Origin of the sequence: Halomonas halodenitrificans DSM 735, assembly GCF_000620045.1 — a bacterium.
GTDB classification, from domain to species: Bacteria; Pseudomonadota; Gammaproteobacteria; order Pseudomonadales; family Halomonadaceae; genus Halomonas; species Halomonas halodenitrificans.
In genome coordinates, this window is sequence record NZ_JHVH01000021.1 from 19,172 (window position 1) to 35,809 (window position 16,638).

18 protein-coding genes and 3 tRNA genes are annotated in these 16,638 nt (G+C 61.7%); all 21 read right to left on the bottom strand.

The window, feature by feature from the left end; translation table 11 throughout:
• Positions 1–11 precede the first annotated feature (11 nt).
• Complete coding sequence (locus Q358_RS0110590; protein WP_027962004.1) at positions 12–770, bottom strand: hypothetical protein; 759 nt, start codon at positions 768–770, stop codon at positions 12–14.
• Positions 763–1,407: a PFGI-1 class ICE element type IV pilus protein PilL2 gene (gene pilL2, locus Q358_RS17190; RefSeq protein ID WP_051530316.1), complete on the bottom strand. Its 645-nt coding sequence runs from the start codon at positions 1,405–1,407 to the stop codon at positions 763–765. The genes Q358_RS0110590 and pilL2 overlap by 8 nt, the downstream gene beginning before the upstream one ends.
• Positions 1,408–1,548: 141 nt before the next feature.
• Positions 1,549–2,085: a hypothetical protein gene (locus Q358_RS0110600; RefSeq protein WP_027962005.1), complete on the bottom strand. Its 537-nt coding sequence runs from the start codon at positions 2,083–2,085 to the stop codon at positions 1,549–1,551.
• Between the two features lie 92 nt (positions 2,086–2,177).
• Positions 2,178–2,711, bottom strand: a complete 534-nt coding sequence (locus Q358_RS0110605; RefSeq protein ID WP_027962006.1) for an STY4534 family ICE replication protein — start codon at positions 2,709–2,711, stop codon at positions 2,178–2,180.
• Between the two features lie 105 nt (positions 2,712–2,816).
• On the bottom strand, positions 2,817–3,092 hold the full coding sequence (locus Q358_RS17195) for a hypothetical protein (protein ID WP_043488123.1): 276 nt from the start codon (positions 3,090–3,092) through the stop codon (positions 2,817–2,819).
• Positions 3,093–3,904: 812 nt separating this feature from the next.
• Positions 3,905–5,902 carry a DNA topoisomerase III gene (locus Q358_RS0110615; RefSeq protein ID WP_027962007.1) on the bottom strand — a complete coding sequence of 666 codons (1,998 nt, stop codon included), beginning with the start codon at positions 5,900–5,902 and terminating at the stop codon, positions 3,905–3,907.
• Between the two features lie 74 nt (positions 5,903–5,976).
• Positions 5,977–6,393 (bottom strand): single-stranded DNA-binding protein, encoded by a 417-nt coding sequence (locus tag Q358_RS0110620; RefSeq protein ID WP_027962008.1) that lies wholly within the window; start codon positions 6,391–6,393, stop codon positions 5,977–5,979.
• Between the two features lie 18 nt (positions 6,394–6,411).
• The gene (locus tag Q358_RS18240) at positions 6,412–6,870 is read right to left on the bottom strand and encodes a DUF3158 family protein (protein WP_084286523.1); all 459 of its coding nucleotides are present in this window, start codon (positions 6,868–6,870) and stop codon (positions 6,412–6,414) included.
• Positions 6,871–7,119: 249 nt separating this feature from the next.
• Positions 7,120–7,848: a PFL_4669 family integrating conjugative element protein gene (locus Q358_RS17200; protein WP_051530317.1), complete on the bottom strand. Its 729-nt coding sequence runs from the start codon at positions 7,846–7,848 to the stop codon at positions 7,120–7,122.
• An 82-nt stretch (positions 7,849–7,930) separates the two neighbouring features.
• Positions 7,931–9,298 carry an STY4528 family pathogenicity island replication protein gene (locus Q358_RS0110635; RefSeq protein ID WP_027962010.1) on the bottom strand — a complete coding sequence of 456 codons (1,368 nt, stop codon included), beginning with the start codon at positions 9,296–9,298 and terminating at the stop codon, positions 7,931–7,933.
• A complete protein-coding gene (locus Q358_RS17205; RefSeq protein WP_051530318.1) occupies positions 9,298–9,900 on the bottom strand; it encodes a DUF2857 domain-containing protein in 603 nt (200 codons plus the stop codon). Before Q358_RS17205 ends, Q358_RS0110635 begins: the two co-directional genes overlap by 1 nt.
• 2 nt (positions 9,901–9,902) lie before the next feature.
• Positions 9,903–11,783 (bottom strand): ParB family protein, encoded by a 1,881-nt coding sequence (locus Q358_RS17965; RefSeq protein WP_027962011.1) that lies wholly within the window; start codon positions 11,781–11,783, stop codon positions 9,903–9,905.
• Positions 11,784–11,858: 75 nt separating this feature from the next.
• A complete protein-coding gene (locus Q358_RS0110650; protein ID WP_027962012.1) occupies positions 11,859–12,095 on the bottom strand; it encodes a hypothetical protein in 237 nt (78 codons plus the stop codon).
• Positions 12,088–12,468: a DUF7673 family protein gene (locus Q358_RS0110655; RefSeq protein WP_051530319.1), complete on the bottom strand. Its 381-nt coding sequence runs from the start codon at positions 12,466–12,468 to the stop codon at positions 12,088–12,090. Before Q358_RS0110655 ends, Q358_RS0110650 begins: the two co-directional genes overlap by 8 nt.
• Complete coding sequence (gene dnaB / locus Q358_RS0110660) at positions 12,465–13,868, bottom strand: replicative DNA helicase (protein ID WP_051530320.1); 1,404 nt, start codon at positions 13,866–13,868, stop codon at positions 12,465–12,467. The genes Q358_RS0110655 and dnaB overlap by 4 nt, the downstream gene beginning before the upstream one ends.
• The gene (locus Q358_RS17215; protein ID WP_051530321.1) at positions 13,855–14,721 is read right to left on the bottom strand and encodes a ParA family protein; all 867 of its coding nucleotides are present in this window, start codon (positions 14,719–14,721) and stop codon (positions 13,855–13,857) included. Before Q358_RS17215 ends, dnaB begins: the two co-directional genes overlap by 14 nt.
• Before the next feature lie 137 nt (positions 14,722–14,858).
• Positions 14,859–14,934: transfer RNA gene (locus tag Q358_RS0110670), tRNA-Thr, on the bottom strand.
• Between the two features lie 95 nt (positions 14,935–15,029).
• Positions 15,030–15,104: transfer RNA gene (locus tag Q358_RS0110675), tRNA-Gln, on the bottom strand.
• A gap of 6 nt (positions 15,105–15,110) precedes the next feature.
• Positions 15,111–15,186, bottom strand: a tRNA-Phe gene (locus Q358_RS0110680).
• Between the two features lie 60 nt (positions 15,187–15,246).
• Positions 15,247–15,519 carry an oxidative damage protection protein gene (locus tag Q358_RS0110685; protein WP_027962015.1) on the bottom strand — a complete coding sequence of 91 codons (273 nt, stop codon included), beginning with the start codon at positions 15,517–15,519 and terminating at the stop codon, positions 15,247–15,249.
• Positions 15,520–15,545: 26 nt separating this feature from the next.
• Positions 15,546–16,628: an A/G-specific adenine glycosylase gene (gene mutY / locus Q358_RS0110690; RefSeq protein WP_027962016.1), complete on the bottom strand. Its 1,083-nt coding sequence runs from the start codon at positions 16,626–16,628 to the stop codon at positions 15,546–15,548.
• Between the last annotated feature and the right edge of the window lie 10 nt (positions 16,629–16,638).

Here is a 16,638-nt window from a genome sequence, read left to right on the forward strand (position 1 = left end):
TCTCCGGGGCCTCAGGGAATCTGGACGTCGACCGCGCGGCCGTTACGGTTGAAGACGGCGTGACTGCCGCGAATCCTGGTCAGCTCCCAGCCACCCTGGCGATCCCCGATGCCTAGCAGCCGGATATCGAGCAGGCTCGACAGGCCATTGGGTGACACGCCGACGTAGAGGCGGCCACCGCGGGACTCGACGCCGGTAACCTGGAACGGAGGAGACGGCGGAGCCGCTGACCGCGGCATCTTGCGGGCAGGTGTTGGGCGTGGCTCGGCCTGCTGACGCTGGCTCTGCTCAAGGCGCTCGCTCAGCGTCTGGATCTGCTCGTTCTGGGCGGTGACGCGCAGGTTGAGCTCGCTATCCAGGCGGCTCAGTTCCTCGGCCAGCCCAGCGAAGCGGGGCTCAATCTGCTTCAGCTGAGCTTGATTGGCAGCGCTTTCCTTAACTCGCTGCTCGGCCTGTTCGAGGCGCTGTCCCAGGTCCGTAAGGCGCTGCTCCAGAGTGGCCTGCTGGGACTCTACTCGAGCCAGTACCTCCTCCAGGGGCACCACCGCCCGCTGCACCTGGGACTGCACCAGGGATTCCACCGGCACCTCGTCGGGAGCCGCTCTCAACAGCAGGGCCCCTGACACCACAGCGCCGGCCAGGCTTACCGCCAGCAGGCCATATAGAGCCTTCCTGCTGCCCTTCCTGCTGCCTTTCCCTGCTCCTCGCTTGTCGCGATGCGGCGGCTCCATAGACTTGTGGTTGGGCGGCAGCTCGGTGGGCTCACTCATTGCTCACCTCCGCCACCGCTGCAGGGCTCTTATCGCGACTGTCGTCACCATGCTCCGGCATGTAGCGGATATCTCGCACCTGATAGCAGACCTCTCTGGCTACGGGATCGACCTCCAGCTCCCAGGCATCGCCTCCCAGTACCTGCAGGGCCTCACGTAACGGCATGGGGCCCAGCCGATAGTGAGCCGCCGGTAGCGGCTTGCGATAGAGAGTTCGCTGAGGTGGACCCAGGGTGGGACAGAGGGAGTAACCGGTATGGCGAAGGGTGTACTGCAGCGCATCCCCCACGCTGGCAGTCATCGACGCTGGAATGCGCACGTCGATGATCTGCTCCAGGAGATAGCGCTGACCCAGCGAGGCCCGAGTGGCAACAAGCTGGTAGCGCCCGGTACGAATCACCTCAACGGCAGGCAGATGGTCGCTGTAGATATCCGGTGCTACACCCCCGATCGTCGGGGGATTGGGGCCGGTGATCACGGCTTGATGCTTCTCTCCCTCGACGTCGGAGTCTGGCAACGAGAGCACCAGTGAATCGGTACTCGAGGATTCAGAAATCTGTGGTGGCTGATGGGCACAGCCCGCCAGCAGCGTGGCAGCGATCAGCGCAGCGGTCGAAAGGGTGGGAAGGTAGAGCATGCGTTGCCTCAAGGGAGTCCATTCAATGGCGTTGAGGCAGGAGGTTCTCGGGTTTGCGGTGGCGGGTCGATTGAAAAGCGTAATCAGGCGGGGAGAGGAAAAACGCCCCAGGTCGGGGCGTTCTCCGCATTCAGAAGATCGTCAATGTAGGGACATGACGTTGAGTGCCTCGAATTCTCGGCGCACATAGGGTCGATAGTAATGGTCCAGAGCCAGCTGCAGCCTTAGGCGTTCTGCTTGCTTGCGAAGCCAGCGCGCTGAACTGAAATTATCGGCCAGGGCAATCTCTTCCCTGGCCTGCTGCTCCAGTGCTTGCTCACGCTCATGTAGCACACTCTCTTCCTGAGCGGTCGGAGGCATAAGCCAAGCGAAGGCGCCCAGCGCAAAGCGCGCTGCTGCCGCAAGGCGCCCATGACGGTCCCGTACCTCAGCGTGAGAAGGTGTCACCTCGGGACCGATATGGGCAAGGAGCTCGGGCTCCCTGTGGACGATCTCGGTTACGGTCGAAAAACAACCGGCATTGATGATTGTCGTCACCTCGAACCAGGGGTTTGAGGGGTCGGTATCATCGTACTCCCAGCGTGTCCCGTGGATCGTTAGACGAAACTGCTCTCGCAGTGCCGCTTCCCGAATCAGAGCACCAGTGACCGCATAGGGATGAGGGACAAAGCGTTCCATTGAGGCTCTCCAAGTCATTGGCAATCCAGGGAGAACCTCTCCCGGCGGGGAGGTGGCTCCCCGGCTGGGTGGTTTGATGAAAACGTTACTGATCAGTGCATGGCCGGCGAATCGAACGAACCAGCCGCTTCTCCTGAGTGGGCAGTGGCATAACCACTACCGGTCTCGGACTGCCCTGCTGAGCCAGCGGAGCTGAGGTTGCCGACACCCTGCCCATCGCGACGAGGGGCCTGATAAACCATCTCGCCGTTCACCTTGATCCAGCTGATGAACAGCAGACGTGCCTTGAGACTGACGCCGGTCTGGCCGGCCTTGTCACCCTTCGAGTAGATGAAAGTATCCGTCCAGAGGTCGCCTAGCTTGAAGCCGATCAGCACCTTGCGACCCTCGTACACCGCCTGGCGGCAGCGTTTGACGAGCACTTCGGCATCACGGCCGCTGATCCGACAGTCGAAGCGGGTATAACCCACATCGTCTGCGGGACCATTCAGGGCCGCAATATCGCATGCCCAGAACGCTTCTCCGCGCTTCGGCTTCACCTCCCGAATCCGGTTGAGATAGCCAAGGCCGGTGATATGGAGGTCGAAAAAGCCAGTGGTGGCACTCTGGTGAGTAGTGATTGTCATGGTGTATCTCCTCGGTGATTTCAGGCTGCGCCCGGGAGACACTCGCCCCCTATGGGAAGTCGAGCAGCTTCCCGGGTGAGCAAGGGGGTGAGTTCAGACGCTGACTCAGCTCATCAACACGCAGTGGTGCCGAGAGCCTGCCAGGGTGCTGTTGCAGCAATCGCAGGGCGATGTCGAGAACACTTCATCCTGCTCGCTATCGCCGGCGACGAGGTAGTCCCCATCGCGCTGCACTGCGGCGATGGAGTCACGCACATTTCGCTCGCGAACGGCGGCGTTCTCTTCATCCAGGAAGTAATCCAGCCCGGTGGCATCGTCATTGGCGATGATCATCAGGCAGTCAGCACAGACCATGACATGGTCGTCGACAATCGTGGCCATGGGGCATTCCTCCAGATTTCCAGGGGGTCCGCCCCCTGGGGAGGCATCTCCCCGGATGGGTGGTAGCAGTGGCATCCTGCCCTGATGGGCGGCCTCGTCTCGGGATGCGCGAGGCCTTTGGAGGTGGCGTACCGCCAAGCGGTGCACCCTTGAAACGCCAGGATGCCAGGGTGTCTCGGTTGGAGCCGGTCGAGACCACCGGGCCGCCAGCGGCGGCACTTGCTCACTGGGAAGCTGCCTGTCATCCCGGCAGCATCTCCTCGCTATCTCCACTCGCAAGACGCGGCACGCCACGCCTTGGGATTGAAGACCATAGAGGGCATTAACAGGGTCGTCGCCGTACCGACAAATACCAGGGTGTCCGCCATGCAACTAGAGCCAAGACATGCCCCTCGTTGTCATGCTTCGCTCACGGTAGCACCCGAATCTCTTCGCGGACGCATTCGGTCGATCAAGCACAGATCCCTGTACAAAGGGCTCCCGTTGGTGATGCGGCGGGCTCCGCAGAAGGGCAGGTGTTTCCAGCGTGGAGACGTCAACCGGCCTGCCGGCTACCCTGGTTCAAGGTAGCTGGCAGGCCGGTCGTCGTATGAGACAGGTGGCCAACTAACCAAGCTGGCCTGGGACTAATGAACCTCGAACCCCGACTGTTGATGATGCAGTGTGAGCCGTATAGGCGGGATGGGGCGTATTCGTCTCGCGAGGTGCGAATACTTTGGGGGATTGAGCGTTGATGCTCAAAGGGCGTTGCGTGATGACCGTCAGCAACCAACGGGGTACATGTTCCATTATTGAGCCTACCCCTTTCACGGTCAAGGCGATGGAGCCTTACGCCGGCTGCCAGCGCCTTTCCTGGGCGCCCTGTCGCGCAACAGGCCACGGCACTCCGGATAGCGCGAGCATCCCCAGAAAGCACCGTACTGGCCCTGACGCTTGCGCATGGGCGCCTGGCACTCCGGGCACGCCTTGCTCTCTTGCTGAGGCATCGTCACCGTGGACTCCCTCGCATGATGCACCAGCTTCTCCACCATGCTGGTCTGACGTGTCATAAAGTCCTCTAGTGCCAGGCGTCCTGCCGCAACATCATCCAGCGCCTGCTCCCAGAGCGCCGTCATCCCGGGGTTGGTGATGACGGAAGGCAACGCATCGATCAGCTGCTGGCCGGTCGGTGTCGAGACCAGGGCACGCTTCTGCCGTTTCATGAAGCCACGCTTCAACAGCGTTTCGATGATGCCGGCCCGCGTTGCCTCGGTACCGATTCCGGCAGTCTCCTTGAGGCGAGCCTTCAGGCGCTCATCTGTCACGAAGCGAGCTGCATGCTTCATGGCGGCGATCAGCGTGCCCTCGGTGAAGGCCTTGGGCGGTGTGGTCCGCTTGGACAGCACCTCGAGGTGCCGGGCCTGACAGGGTTCGCCCTCGCTGACCGGCGGCAGCGGTGGCACTCCCTGCTCCTTCTCACTGCTCTCTTCTGCCGCCATCCGGGTAAAGAGTACGCGCCATCCCTCCACAAGCACCTGGCGCCCCGAGGCTACAAACACTTCCCCCTCCAAGCCTACCCGCACCTCGGTCTGATCATACGCGTGAGCCGGCAGAAACTGGGCCAGGTAGTGGCGACGGATCAAGTCATAGACATTGTGTTCGGCATCGCTCAGCTTGATCATATCGCATGTTGCCGTCGGGATGATGCCGTGGTGGGCGGTGATCTTGCTATCGTTCCAGACACGGCTCTTGCGATTCGTGTCCAGAAGCTGGCGAAGCGGCGACAGCGCCTCGTCCGAGTGCAGCAGCATCGTCACGATGCGGTCGGCATCCTCAAGCTGCGACTCCGGCAGATACCGACAGTCGGTGCGCGGGTAGCTTGTGGCCTTGTGAACTTCATAGAGTGACTGGGCAATATCCAGTACCTGCTGGGCGCCGTAACCAAAGCGTCGTGAGGCTTCCTGTTGCAGTGATGACAGATCCATCACCAGCGGCGCGGTCTCCTTCTTGCGGCTCGTTTCAAGATGGTTGACACTCCCCTGCTGCCCGGTAACTCGCTGAGCCAGCGACCGGGCGGCTGCCTCGCTGATACAGCGCCCTGCGACATCCTGGATCGAGGCGTCATGCGGCTGCCACTTAGCCTGAAAGGTCCCACCAGCCACCTGCAAGTGAGCCACGACTTCCCAGAAGGGTTGGGGCACGAAGTTCGCAATCTCACGGTCGCGATCCACGACCAGTCGTAGTGCAGGCGTCTGCACACGCCCCACCGAGAGTACACCCTGATACCCCTGCCGCTGGGCCAGCAGCGTATAGGCCCGGGTCAGATTCATCCCGACCAGCCAGTCGGCCCGGCTACGCCCAAGCCCAGCCAGATATAGCGGGTAGGTCACCTCTCCCGGTCTGATACTGGTCAACGCCTTGCGAATCGAGGCGTCGTCCAGGGCCGAGAGCCACAGGCGGGCAACCCTTCCCCTATAACCACAGTAATCCAGCAGCTCACGGGCAATGGTTTCCCCTTCCCGGTCGGCGTCGGTGGCCACCACCACCTCGGTCGCCTGGCCCAGCAGCTTCTTCACCACGCTGAACTGCTTGCGGCTGCTCTTCTTGATTTCCATCTTCCAGGTTGAAGGCAGAATCGGCAGTGTTTCCAGGGACCAACGCTTTAGCGCCGGCTCGTACTGCTCCGGTGGGGCCTGCTCGAGCAAATGTCCGAATCCCCAGGTCACGACACTGCCTTCCCCCTTCAGGAAGCCCTCACTGCGCTTCCCGGCGCCTATCACACGAGCGATATCTCGAGCCTGTGAGGGCTTCTCGCACAGAAACAAACGCATTGGCTCACCTCTCTCATGAACATAGCGAGCAGCTTGGCAAGCTCATCAAAGAGACCGAACAAAGAAGGAAGACGTCAATCCTGGTTGTTTACAACACTCTCGTTCTCTTCAGGATGCTGGATGCCCTGGGGAGAATTCATGCTTACCTGAGCCACTCGGTGAGGCAAGATAGCCACCCGTTCTGCCTGCACCTTGAACGCCGTGCGCGTCTCGCCATTCTGCTCCCAGCTGTCCTGAACCATCTTGCCTACCACCACGATCCGCATACCTCGCTGATACAGTCGAGACCAGCGCTCGGCGTCGCGGTGCCACCACTCCACATCTGCCCAGAAACCGCCACGATCCACGACCTCTCCGTCCTTGGGGACGAGGTTATCGAATCGCACATTGAGCCTGAGCAACGTGCGGGGTGGCTGATTATCACGCACTGGAAAAGTCCGAACCTCCGGATCGCTGCCGATATTCCCCTCGCCGTAGAAGCGCGTGCCCATGAGAATTCTCCTTGATCGTTATCGCTGAAAAGAGACCGCATACTCGATATCCGACAGTGCCTTGCCAATTCGCTTGATCGCCCCGTTGATGGTGGCCGCCTTGGCATTGAACACGCAGCGCCTGACCTCCAGGTCAATGATCGACTGCCGTATCGACTCGGGGATATCGTCTCGCGAAAGAAAGGCCTCCAGCAGCCAAAGCCCCATGCTCTTCTGCTTGTTATCACGCCACTGCAGGGTTCTGGCAGGAATGCCTGACTTACCCCATGGGGTCAGCCAAAGACCACTCGACCGCAGCAAGCCGCCATTCGCTTGCGATGCCATATCGATCGCCTCTTGCCGTGCTGCTCTTGCCGATACTTCCAGCTCATCACGGAGTCGAATCAGCTCCCCCTTACCCTTAAAGGGTTTTAAAAAACCCTTTGCGTAACTATTGAATGTGTCATTGCCGTAGCTATTCGATGCGCTGCTCACCATGCCCCCATGCTCTCTGTGATTACAGTGGAATCACCCCGAGAGGCTCCCTCGGCACGCCACCCAGGTGATTACAGTGGAATCACCTCCAGGAGACTCCCCCGGCATGGCCCCCAGGTGATTACAGTGGAATCACTTCCGGGAGACTCCCTCGGCATCGCACCCAGGTGATTACAGTGGAATCACTCCTGGGAGACTCCTCGGCACCTCGCCCATGTGATTCCAGTGGAATCACCATGAAAGAATTTTTCGCTACTCTTCAGCGGAAGCCGGCGGGGTACCTTTCGGCCCGTCTTCGCTAGTGGGCGCCCTGGCCTCCGCCGTCCTGGCAATCGGCGGTGCAAATTCGCTGCGTCTCTTGCCGGAGAGCACATCATCAGGCAGTACACCGAATTTCTCGATGGCATCTCGGGCCTTGGCATTGTTGGCAGCGAAATCGTCCCGGGTGGCACCGCTGAAGCCTGGGTACTTCTGGGTGCTCGCGCACAGGCTGCGCAGAAGATGACCGCCCAGCCGGACGTACTCTTCCATCTGTCGCCGGCCAATCAGGGCAATATGGTGAGCAAGCATGACGCGCCTGACGAAGCGATCGAAGTCGATCAGCAGGCGCAGAGCGAGCCAGCCATGCTGCCCGCCGGTATAGACGGGGAGCTTCAAGGGCTGCTGGTTGAGGTTCTCTTCTACATTCAGCTCCGGTGGCAGCTGTGCCATCAGGCTATCCAGCTCCTGGAGACGTTGATCCAGTTGAGTACGCGTGTCGGCAAGCTTGTCATCCAGCTGCAACAGCCAATGATCTGCATAGGGGTCGTCCTTGGCTGCGTTCTGCTTGATCGCGCCGCAGATCAGCAGGAACTGCCGCATGCCGATGATCTGTGGGCGACCCGTCTCGACTCCTCGGCCCTTCCAGATTCGTGCTGCATGGTGGGTATGAAGCGTCAGCTCGACCTTGCTGCGTAGTGCTCCCAGACGATCAACGGCCATGTCGCGTTGTCCTCATGCTGATGTGTGCCCGCGGTATGGCAGACACTGTCAATCAGTTGATGCCGGGAGAATAGGAGAATCGTTAATGGCTGCTGAGTGGTTTTTCCCCGCCTGAAGGCCATAAGCCCAGCGAGCGTAGGCACTGTTCTCGCGCTGCTTGGGCTTCCTCAGGTGAGGTGGTACCCACCTCGGTGCTCGATGGCGCCGAGGCCTGTGGGGATGGCGATACAATCCTTTGAACCGCCGGCTGCTTTACGGCGGCAGCAGGGCTCTGCTGCGCCATCCCCGTCCGGCGCTCCGCCTGCGCCTGGGCATAACCGGTCACCACGAACTCGCCGCTGATGGCCCGCTTGATCAGCCCTCGCAGGAAGCCTTTGGGGTTTCGCACCGAGCCACCGCTCACACGTCCTGCCGCCTCATCGAGAATCGCCTGTTGGGTGTCGCCGGCCAGATCCGCCATCAGAAGCTGGATCGCCTGACGTTCGCTCCCATCCATCGAGAGACATGCCGGCCAGTGCAGGCTCACGGCTGAGGTACTTGTAGGTTTTACACAGTGTGAAGTACGTACTGTACGGGAAGAACTATCCGAGTTTTCGTCGAGAACTGTCCCGATAGCCAGGTAAGCTTTTGATTCTAGACTTGGTTCTCTCTGAAAACCCGGGGGACTCTCTCTGCTGACCCGGCCGGGTTCTTGCTGAGAACTTGGCACCGGGACTTGGTTTCCTCCCTGGTTCTTCTGCTCACTCGCGCTGGAGAACTGTGTGTCCTGACGCTTAACCGATGAAGTGTCCCTGGTATTTTGGGAACGAGATACCAGGGTCTCGAGACGCGTTGGCAGCTCATGCAGGGCCCCGGCCTCCTGGAGCTCCTCGAACACCATGGCAGCGACGGTCTTGACCACCTTGTTCTGGTGATCCAGGCAGCGGCAGACATACTCCACGTAGTCGGCATCCAGCACCGAAGCTTCCGCGGGCGATAGCGGTTCGTCGTGCAGGATATAGACGTTGCCGATGATGCGACCGTTCTGGGTGTTGCGCGCCCGATGGCCGAGACTGACCCAGCGAGTCAGGCGCAGAACAGCGATAACGCGGGCGACCGTGGCCCTCGAAGCCTTCTGGCCCGGAGCTCCCCGCAGCAAGGGCTGCAGCTCATCATAGGTCGGCACCGCGGTGGTTCGGTCCGGATTGACCAGCATCCGCATCATCTGCCAGCCCAGCTTGTCGACGTGCCCGAGGCGAGGGTCCAGCAGCAGCGCCCGTGGTACGGTCTCATGAGGGTTTCCGAAGAACAGCAGGCCATCAAGATCTGATGCTGACGCTCCAGACCTCCCCGTCTCACTGTTCACAATGTCAGACGCCGGGGGCTCGCCCCGGCGCAGGGTCATCTCGGAGGCCGCATGGCCAATCAGGCGGTCCAGCCCCTTCCGAGTGGCATCACGCAGCTGCACCATCACCGCCCTCCCTCAGGAGACGTCCACTCTTCGGTCGGAGGCGCCGTGCGCGGCTGGCCGGGGTCGCCCCACTGCTTGATCAGATGCCACACCACCGCCAGCGGGATCTCGGTTTCCTCGGCCAGGGTGACCATGCCCTGCAGATCGTCTTCCGCCTTGGGGTCCAGAGCAATGTGCTGCCAGCGCTCCCAGGCATCATGCTCTACCTGCTCCGATGGCATCGCCAGACGACCTTGGCGCGGTGCTATGCCCAGCAGCTGGCGACGAGTCGAGCAGTCGTTGCCGGTCAGACCGAAGAAGGCTCCCATCATGCTGACACTGGCCCCCAGCCTCAGGCAGCGATCAATCAAGGTCTCACGATCCTGGTCACGATCGATGCGTGCCAGAACACCACGCAGGGCGGCATGGTCCACAGAAAAACGTGCCACCACCGGCCCTGCGCAGGCCAGCGAGTCGATATCGCTCGCTCTCAGCCGTCGCAAGGTGCGTAGCTCATCCTCGCTGAAACCGAGGGCCAGCGCTCGGCGCATATTGCCCTCCCGAAGAAACCCCATGACCTGGCTGAGCAGCGCCTGATTCAAGTTTGCGGATGAAGAGCTCATGACTAGGTCTCCTGCTGTCCCTGAAGATGTTCACGAAGGCGGCGGATCAACCGCACCAGACGAAAGAAACGAAGCAGTACCGAGTCGTCCCAGGCACTCTCATCGCCCTCTTCCCGATGGGTGCCAAGCAGCGCTCCCCATAGGGTGGCATCCGCGGGGTACTCGGGATTGAGCTCACCGCGAAGGCTCGCCAGCGCCTGCCAGGCGATGCGTGAACGACGGTCGGCGGAATCCGGCAACGGGTTGAGGTCGAAGCCGATACTCTCGTCATCGGCGACCACCACATCGCTGCCGCCGAAGCCACCCCAACGCGCAATCACCTGCACCAGTTCACGGATACGAATACGCAAAGAGCGGGGCTCATCCTCTACCCCCTCGATAAACCAGACGTCGGCAATGGGTGGGGTAATCTCGCCGGAGAGTACCGGTGCCGCCAGAGGGGCCAGCTGCTCGAAGTCGAAGCTCGGCACCCCGAGCTCGCTGGCCAGATGGTGGCGATAGCCGCGCTTTCCCGGGCTCTCTTCCCAGCTGGACTGAGTCAGCCCCTCCAGACGGGCGCCCCGTTCAACTTCTGTCCGAGCGGCCCCCTCTGGCCAGTCGACCGCCTCCTCTGCGGCCGCGGCCATGAGTACAGGCCCAGGTTCCGAGACTGGCTCACCAAACTCAGGCATTACAGCGGACTGCGATTCGCTCAGCCGCTTCTTTTCACGCTCCAGCGCGGCAACCTGCTCACGAAGTCGGAGCAACTCGGCACTCTCCACCCTCTCGCCATCGGCAGGCGCCTCTCTACCAAGAGTTCGCGGCGATGGCAGCTGCTCTACTTGTGGTTCAGAGCCAGGCACGGGGTTCTGTGCCTTCGACGCACTATCTGCAGAGGAATCGGCAGCGCTATCAGGTAGCGGTGGATAGAGTGAGGGCGGCTGGGCATCAGGATCGCGCATCTGCTGTAATTCAACGTCCAGTGCCTCGAAGGCTTGGTGCTCTTCCAGGTCCCAGCGGCGCTTGCGATAGGTGACGATATTGTCGAGCGTCAGTTCACAGATGTTGAAATGGACCCCGGTATCATCCGACAACATTCCGCACAGCCGATCCACCACGATGCTCCAGTTCATCTCGGTCTGGCCCTCGTCATCGAACCAGGCCATGGTCTGGTGCCAGGCTTCGGCAAAGCCTTCGGGTGCGACTTCTTCGGTACAGCGCTCCCAGATCAGCCGGCAGGCTTCCCGGTAGCTGATCAGTTTCTCGACCTGTGGCCGCCCCAGGCCGCTGTAAAGGGTATTGGGCAGTGTGGGCAGCAGGTGCTCGACGGTGTAGAGCATCTTGCTGATGTGACTCTGGGCAACCTGATAGCCATCCTCGGCAAGGCGCTTGACCAGCTCACGCTGCGAGAGTGTGTCACTGCTCTCTTCCTCATACATCACCTTGGCATCCACCACGCCCTTGGCACGCTCGATCCAGAGTAGCTGGCCACGATTGTCGTTCTCGCTGAGATGCCCCGTCAGCATCTTTACTTCCGACTGCCAGGGTCTGTAGAGGGCATAGAAGGCATGGAAGTGCGAGTCACCGGTCTCCTCATAGAGCTCGCGCAGGATCTGCAGGCGGGTATTGCCTCCATCACAGATCGTGTATTGCTTCTCGCCCGGTCGCTGGGTAACAGGTGGCTTATGCTTGAGACCCGCAGCGCGGATCGACGCCTTGATCTCCTCGTACTTGGGGTTCTGTACCTGCCGGGGGTTGTGCTCGTAGGGCTTGAGCATATCCAGCGTGACCCAGACGGCCATCTCCTGATCGGGTGGTGTCACGGCTTCCACGGGCTGCCCCTGACGCCTGGGGCCCGGCTGCATCAAGCGTTCGCGAAGCTGCTGGTCGGTAGGACGTTTCATTGACTGATTTCCTTGGTGACGGTGCTGACAGAAGCGATGCCGGCGGCCGGCATCTGACTGCTGATGACAGTGGAATCACTCGTCATGACGGCACCTCTGCTGCCACTCCGCCCGGCGCAGCTGGGAACGTGCATTCAGCTCGGCCCGGCGATCCTTGGTGGTGAAGGAAGTGAAGACCGGGGCACAGCCCGGCTTGCTGAATCTCAGGTGCCCACCGCTGGTACGCTGCACTTCCCAGCCACGAGTTGCGGCATAGCGCACCAGACGCTGCATCCCCTTGCATCCACGTGCTGCTGAGAGCGACTTATTCATCGTTGGCCTCCTCGATCTCCCAGAAGCGTTTCAACAAGGCATCACCGTCCTCGACGAAGGTGTGGATCTCATGGCCGCTATAGGTAGCCATCTGAATCACCGCGAGGGCTGCCTCCTGCAGGTCCACATCGAGCCCACGCAGGCGTTGCATCTCGAAGGGCCAGCGGTAGCCGTTGTAGAGTCCGAGGAGGAGGCGTCGCAGGTGATGAGACTGGCCACTATGGCCCTGGGCCGCATGGATCAAGTGCTCAAGAGCGGCAAGGCCTTGCTGCTCGGCCTCAAGCTGACGCAGACGGGTCTCATTCATGACCTGAGCCAGTGCCTGTGAAAGACGGGAGCGATGCTCGGGTGTACGCACGCGATACTGGCTCATGAGGCTACCTCCTGATGCTGCCAGGCTAACGGCTTGAAGCACGCCGACTCCCCTTGGAACGTCAGGTGAACGGTTCCAGTAGGCCCGTTGCGCTGCTTACCCAGAATCAGCTCGGCCAGGCCGTGACTCTCCTCGTTGTCGGGGTGATAGACCTCGTCGCGGTATATGAAAGCGATGACATCGGCGTCCTGCTCCAGCGCACCGCTGTCACGCAGGTCGGCCATGCAGGGACGCTTGTTGGGGCGGGTTTCCAGGGAGCGGTTGAGCTGCGACAAGGCAATCACCGGGGCGCGCAGCTCCTTGGCGGTCTCCTTGAGAATGCGACTTATCTTGCCCACCTCGAGAGTGCGGTTTTCGCTGCCCGGCTCCTGAAGCAGTTGCAGGTAGTCCACCAGGATCATGGAGGGCCGCCCGAAGCGCCTCGTCATGCGGCGAGCACGAGCCTTCAGGCTGGAGGCGGTGATCCCGGAGGCATCATCGATCAGCAGCTTCCCGTCCAGCTGAATGAGCCGACTGACCGCAGCGGTTACCTTGGGCCAGTCCTCGTCTACCATCTTTCCGGTACGCAGCTTCTGCAAGGAGACATCCCCGAGGCTGGCGATCAGCCGCAGCATCAGCTGCGATTCGGGCATCTCCAGAGAGAAGATAAAGACCGGACCTGCTACCTGCTCTGCCGTCAGCGCATACTCCGCGAAGCCGAGCCCCATGGCGGTCTTGCCCATGGAGGGGCGGCCGGCCAGGATGATGAGGTCTCCGGGCTGCCAGCCCGCTGTCATGGCATCCAGCTCACCAAGTCCGCTCGGAAGGCCCGTCACTCCACCCTGGGCATTGAAGGCCTGGTCGATGACGTTGATGGCCTCCCCCAGCATCTCCTTCATGGAGCTCAGCCGCTCATGACGCGCCTCCGTCAATGCGAAGAGCTTCTGCTCCGCTTCCTCGATCAGCTCGGCGGCCGAGCGGCCTTGGGCACTAAGAGCCTTCTGGTTAAGCGTGAAGCAGGTGTGAACCAGCTGACGCAGTGCATGGCGGTCACGCACGATCTCGGCATAGGTCGTTACATTGGCCGCGCTGGGCGTATTGCGGGCCAGCTCTGCCAGAAAGGCGAGCCCTCCCACCTGCTCCAGCTGCTGTGTCTCCTCCAGTGCTTCGGAGACGGTCACCACATCCATGGGCTGGTCCCGCTCGGCCAACGTCTTGATTGCCTGAAACACCAGACGATGGGCCTGCTGATAGAACATCGCCGGCGCCAGGCGGTCGGCGATTTCATCCCACATGACGTTATCCAGCAGCAGGCCGCCCAGCACTGACTGTTCGGCTTCCAGGCTGTGGGGAGGCAGATAGCGGGCTTCGGGTCGCTCTTCGGCTATCCGAAGGTCGACCAGGTTCTCAATGGCACTCATCGTGGCACCCCCCCAGCATGGTGGTGGTACTGACCATGGCGTCGATCAGCCGCTGCCAGTCGGCGTTGAGCTCACAGGCCATCAGCTTGACCTGATCGGCAGCGGCGGGCGACTTGCGGCCGGCAGGCTTGCGCGGTTCGAACTGGTGAGCCGGCAGACCAGCACTGGCCGCCTGTCGGAAGGCGACTCCTGCGCGGATAGTGCTCTGCATGACGGTGACGCCCTGATCGCCGGCGGCGAACATCTCCGCCAGCGTCTGGTGGATGCCCCGCGCATCGGCGGTTTCATCCAGGCGGTTCACAAGCACGGAAACGGGGGGAACAGAAAGGTGGGTGAACTGGCTGAGCGCCTCGAGATCGCGTAGCAGACCAACGGTGCCGCGCACGAACTCACGGGCGGAAAGCAGCTCGGGGGTGATGGGAGAGAGGGCATGATCGGAGGCCAGGACCGCCATCTCAAGGGTGATCGAACGTGCCCCCTGGGTGTCGATCAATATGAGGTCATAGTCCGACATGCTGGAGAGCAGCTGGGCGAGTCGGAAGCGCCCATCCGGGGCGTTGAGCAGCAATTGGGGGAGCTGACCGGCATGATCGTTGGAGATCACCACATCCAGGTTGGGATGGGCCGTCTGCGATATGACGCGGTCAGGAGCCGTATCGCTGAGTGCGATCAGCTCGTAGGTGCCGCCAGGGGCTTCGGTACGAAGGGGATAGTAGCTGGAGAGCGTGGGTTGGCTGTCCAGGTCGATGAACAGGACCTTGAGGCCCGCATCAGCCAACAGGCCACCCAGGTTGGCGGTGACAGTGGTTTTACCCACGCCACCCTTGGTCGAAACAACGGATACAACGCGCATAACCTCACCTCGGTTCCAGATGGAAACAAGTGTGAGGCTGATGATCTGTCTCTATTTCACGAAGCTGCCGGCGCTAAGCCACCCTGACAGAGCTTCCTTATCGTGCTGCCAAGCCGATGATTTTCAAGGCTTTCAAATGGTGCCGACACCAGGAGTCGAACCCGGGACCTACTGATTACAAGTCAGTTGCTCTACCAACTGAGCTATGTCGGCAATAGCCGCACTGAAGGCGACATGGAGGACCACTCCTCCCTGGCGAGAAAAACCGTGAACTCGTGTTCACGGTCTTCCTGAAACAGGGTTGGCGATGGCTGGGGTACCAGGACTCGAACCTGGGAATGCCGATACCAAAAACCGGTGCCTTACCACTTGGCTATACCCCAGCAGCTTGGTGGCCAGAGAGGGAATCGAACCCCCGACACGGGGATTTTCAATCCCCTGCTCTACCGACTGAGCTATCTGGCCCCTTGCCAACGGTGCGTATTAAACCCCAATCGGCTGTTTCCGTCAACCCCTTTCTTTTCATCAAGATGAGGGCGGGACGTAGCCCTCGGCCTGGTCGGTCTCCCGGTTGTCGAGGAAGCGCTCCATCTGCTCCATCAGATACTCTCGAGTGGCGGGCTCGAGCATATTGAGGTGCTTCTCATTGATCAGGCGAGTCTGCAGGGCCTGCCACTCCTCCCAAGCCCGGCGCGAGACGCTGGCCTGAATCTCCTGGCCCTTCTTTCCGGGCAGGGGCGGGAACGGCAGGGCCTCGAGCTCCTGCTGATACTTGCGGCAGAATACGGTCTGACTCATGAATGAACTCCTTGGCAGTTGAAGACTCAGGGCCCCGGCGGGGTTGTCAGGGTGAAGGTCGCCAGCCCGGCCAGCAGCGCCTTCACCGGCGCCGCCAGGCCCACGGCATCGGGGTGATCGGGATCGTACCAGCGGCGCGTCTCACCTATCGAATCGAGGCGCTCGACCCTCGCCGGCTGGGGCGTGATCTCCAGGCGAAAGTGACTGAAGACATGCGTGAAGGCGGCGCCGGGCGCATCGAGCCGGCTGCCCGGGGCATGGGTATCGAGCCAGGCCTCGAGTGACGGCGCATCATCGAACTGGGGCAGGCCCCAGAGCCCACCCCACAGGCCACTGGGCGGGCGTTTCTCCAGCAATACGCGGCCACGCGCATCCCGCAGCAGCAGCATGCGAGTCGTGCGTGTGGGCAGCACCTTCCTGGGCTTGGATTCCGGGAAGCGCCGCTCCTCGCCTCGCGCATGGGCCACGCAGACATCGTTGAAGGGGCAGCGGTCACACTCCGGAGTACCCCGCCGACACAGGGTCGCCCCGAGATCCATCATCGCCTGGGTGTAGTCGGCCAGGCGCTGGTCGGGAGTGTAGTGATCGGCCAGCGCCCATAGCCGGCGCTCCACCGCCGGGCGCCCCGGCCACCCCGCCACGGCATGCAGCCGGGTAAGGCTACGCTTGACGTTGCCATCGAGGATCACCGCTCGGCGCCCCCGGCTCTGGGCGATGATAGCCCCGGCGGTGGAGCGGCCGATTCCCGGCAAGGCCGACATTTCGTCGAGGCTATGGAGCGGAAACTCGCCGCCGTGGTCCTCGACCACCACCCGTGCGGCCTTGTGGAGGTTGCGCCCCCGGGCGTAATAGCCGAGCCCGGTCCACAGGTGCAGCACCTCGTCCTGGTCCGCCGCCGCCAGGCACCCTACATCGGGGAAGCGCGCCATGAAGCGCTCGAAGTAGGGAATGACGGTGGCGACCTGGGTCTGCTGCAGCATGATCTCCGAGACCCACACCCGATAGGGCGTGCGTCCATGCTGCCAGGGCAGGTCATGGCGTCCATACCGGTCGAACCAGTCGAGCAGGCGCCGCTGAAAGGTCGCGGGGTCGAGCACGGGTGCCGGCATCTGGCCCTCC

Excerpts from the sequence above, each read along its gene's own strand:
- Q358_RS0110590 (WP_027962004.1), bottom strand. The coding sequence starts at position 770 with ATGAGTGAGCCCACCGAGCTGCCGCCCAACCACAAGTCTATGGAGCCG.
- Q358_RS17200 (WP_051530317.1), bottom strand. The coding sequence starts at position 7,848 with ATGGCCGTTGATCGTCTGGGAGCACTACGCAGCAAGGTCGAGCTGACG.
- pilL2 (WP_051530316.1), bottom strand. The coding sequence starts at position 1,407 with ATGCTCTACCTTCCCACCCTTTCGACCGCTGCGCTGATCGCTGCCACG.
- mutY (WP_027962016.1), bottom strand. The coding sequence starts at position 16,628 with ATGCCGGCACCCGTGCTCGACCCCGCGACCTTTCAGCGGCGCCTGCTC.
- Q358_RS0110620 (WP_027962008.1), bottom strand. The coding sequence starts at position 6,393 with ATGGGCACGCGCTTCTACGGCGAGGGGAATATCGGCAGCGATCCGGAG.
- Q358_RS17215 (WP_051530321.1), bottom strand. The coding sequence starts at position 14,721 with ATGCGCGTTGTATCCGTTGTTTCGACCAAGGGTGGCGTGGGTAAAACC.
- Q358_RS0110635 (WP_027962010.1), bottom strand. The coding sequence starts at position 9,298 with ATGGTGCAGCTGCGTGATGCCACTCGGAAGGGGCTGGACCGCCTGATT.
- Q358_RS0110655 (WP_051530319.1), bottom strand. The coding sequence starts at position 12,468 with ATGAGCCAGTATCGCGTGCGTACACCCGAGCATCGCTCCCGTCTTTCA.
- Q358_RS17195 (WP_043488123.1), bottom strand. The coding sequence starts at position 3,092 with ATGGCCACGATTGTCGACGACCATGTCATGGTCTGTGCTGACTGCCTG.
- Q358_RS0110600 (WP_027962005.1), bottom strand. The coding sequence starts at position 2,085 with ATGGAACGCTTTGTCCCTCATCCCTATGCGGTCACTGGTGCTCTGATT.
- Q358_RS0110685 (WP_027962015.1), bottom strand. The coding sequence starts at position 15,519 with ATGAGTCAGACCGTATTCTGCCGCAAGTATCAGCAGGAGCTCGAGGCC.
- Q358_RS0110615 (WP_027962007.1), bottom strand. The coding sequence starts at position 5,902 with ATGCGTTTGTTTCTGTGCGAGAAGCCCTCACAGGCTCGAGATATCGCT.
- Q358_RS17205 (WP_051530318.1), bottom strand. The coding sequence starts at position 9,900 with ATGAGCTCTTCATCCGCAAACTTGAATCAGGCGCTGCTCAGCCAGGTC.
- Q358_RS18240 (WP_084286523.1), bottom strand. The coding sequence starts at position 6,870 with ATGGTGAGCAGCGCATCGAATAGCTACGGCAATGACACATTCAATAGT.
- dnaB (WP_051530320.1), bottom strand. The coding sequence starts at position 13,868 with ATGAGTGCCATTGAGAACCTGGTCGACCTTCGGATAGCCGAAGAGCGA.
- Q358_RS0110650 (WP_027962012.1), bottom strand. The coding sequence starts at position 12,095 with ATGAATAAGTCGCTCTCAGCAGCACGTGGATGCAAGGGGATGCAGCGT.
- Q358_RS17965 (WP_027962011.1), bottom strand. The coding sequence starts at position 11,783 with ATGAAACGTCCTACCGACCAGCAGCTTCGCGAACGCTTGATGCAGCCG.
- Q358_RS0110605 (WP_027962006.1), bottom strand. The coding sequence starts at position 2,711 with ATGACAATCACTACTCACCAGAGTGCCACCACTGGCTTTTTCGACCTC.